The 1,742-nt window shown below is 41.2% G+C and carries 2 protein-coding genes and 1 pseudogene; 2 read left to right on the top strand and 1 reads right to left on the bottom strand.

All coding sequences use genetic code 11. The annotated features are described in order from the left end of the window. The first annotated feature begins 305 nt into the window (after positions 1-305). Positions 306-797 carry a peptide-methionine (S)-S-oxide reductase MsrA gene (msrA, locus tag ACFVSH_RS26310; protein WP_387708751.1) on the top strand — a complete coding sequence of 164 codons (492 nt, stop codon included), beginning with the start codon at positions 306-308 and terminating at the stop codon, positions 795-797. Then, positions 787-1,215 (top strand): peptide-methionine (R)-S-oxide reductase MsrB, encoded by a 429-nt coding sequence (msrB, locus tag ACFVSH_RS26305; protein ID WP_260288149.1) that lies wholly within the window; start codon positions 787-789, stop codon positions 1,213-1,215. Before msrA ends, msrB begins: the two co-directional genes overlap by 11 nt. A gap of 55 nt (positions 1,216-1,270) precedes the next feature. Here msrB and ACFVSH_RS26300 read toward each other — a convergent pair. Beyond that, positions 1,271-1,742, bottom strand: a pseudogene (locus tag ACFVSH_RS26300) (hypothetical protein); the annotation flags it as partial.

Here is a 1,742-nt window from a genome sequence, read left to right as displayed (position 1 = left end):
TTTTATTATAGGACGATAGTAAACCATATGTTACCGATTTTTGTGAATATGATTGTTTATCGCTCATTTCCAACACCTCTCATTTTTCCATTATGTTTTTAACATATGTAATTATGCATGGGCATGTGTCTCCTTTTTAAAAGGGAATGGACCATTTTCGTAAAAAGGTTCGATCGGCATATTATTTTACAGGGTAAAATAAAAGCGTTAAAATGCATTCAATGGATGGTTTGTAAAAAAAGGAGGATTTTCATTTGACAAAGCAATTAGAGAAAGCAACATTCGCAGGTGGATGTTTCTGGTGCATGGTGAAGCCGTTCGATGAACAGCCTGGCATCGAATCCGTTATCTCTGGCTATACAGGCGGGACTACGAAAAATCCCACATACAAAGAAGTTTGTTCTGAAACCACGGGACATTATGAAGCCGTTCAGATCACCTTTGATCCAAGCGTATATCCATATGAGAAGATTATCGAGTTGTTTTGGCAGCAAATTGACCCGACAGATGCTGGCGGGCAATTTTATGACCGGGGAAGTTCCTATCAAACGGCGATTTTTTATCATGACGAAAACCAACGTGAAATTGCAGAAGCATCCAAAGCCAAGCTGCAGGAGAGCGGGAAATTTTCTGGACCGATCGTAACTCCGATAATATCAGCCAAAACATTCTATCCAGCTGAGACATATCACCAGCATTATTATAAAAAGCAACCTGAGCATTATGAAAGATATTCGATCGGCTCAGGACGGAAAGCATTCATACAACATCACTGGGGGGAAAAAAATGAAAAGTAAAGAAGAATTAAAAAAGAAACTCACTCCGATTCAATATGAAGTTACACAAAATTCTGGAACGGAACCCGCCTTTAACAATGAATATTGGAATATGAAGGAGGAAGGATTATATGTGGATATCGTTTCAGGTAATCCTCTTTTCACTTCAAAGGAAAAGTTCGATTCAGGCTGCGGTTGGCCAAGCTTCACTAAACCGCTTAAAGAAGAGGAAGTGGTGGAAAACCTCGATACGAGTTATGGCATGAGAAGGATCGAAGTTCGCTCAAAAACGGCCGATTCCCATCTGGGTCATGTTTTCAATGATGGACCGGGACCGTCGGGTTTACGTTATTGCATCAATTCTGCTTCATTAAGGTTCATCCCGCTCCAAGACCTTGAAAGAGAAGGATACGGAGAATACAAAAAGCTTTTTGATTGATTGGAAAACCCCCTATCAGAAATGGATAGGGGGTTATTTTAATATTGGGTGGGATTCAATCCGTGATGATTGATGCGATCCGGACAAATGGAATGGTGGTAAGTTCCATTGCCTTAGTCCTGCCAGTCACCTCAAACCGGACAGTATGTGAACCGGGATGAAGCCCATTCGTGACAAATAAATATCTTTCACGAGCAAATGGCCACCACGTATTCAAAGTGGTGATTTCATTTCCATCGATCCATACATTCACTTCCCCGCCATCAGGACTTCTAAGCAGTTTCACACCAAGCATACTCCCTTTGAAGGTATATTCAATCACACTGCCCTTTTCACTGCTAGTGAAATAGCCGCCCCTTGGACGGAACCCGCTCATTTTTCCATAGTGGTCAATTTCCGATAATTCAAATTCAGAACGGGCATGCAGCTTAGATGGAAGGCCTGCTACAGCCTTTTCTCGTTTGATGTTATCAAGGAACCGTTCATAAATTGCATCAGCATATAATTTATAACCAAGCCCATTTGGA

Source organism: Peribacillus sp. NPDC058002, from assembly GCF_042886655.1.
Classification (GTDB): Bacteria; Bacillota; Bacilli; order Bacillales; family DSM-1321; genus Peribacillus; species Peribacillus aracenensis.
This window is presented reverse-complemented; position numbering and strand designations above follow the sequence as displayed.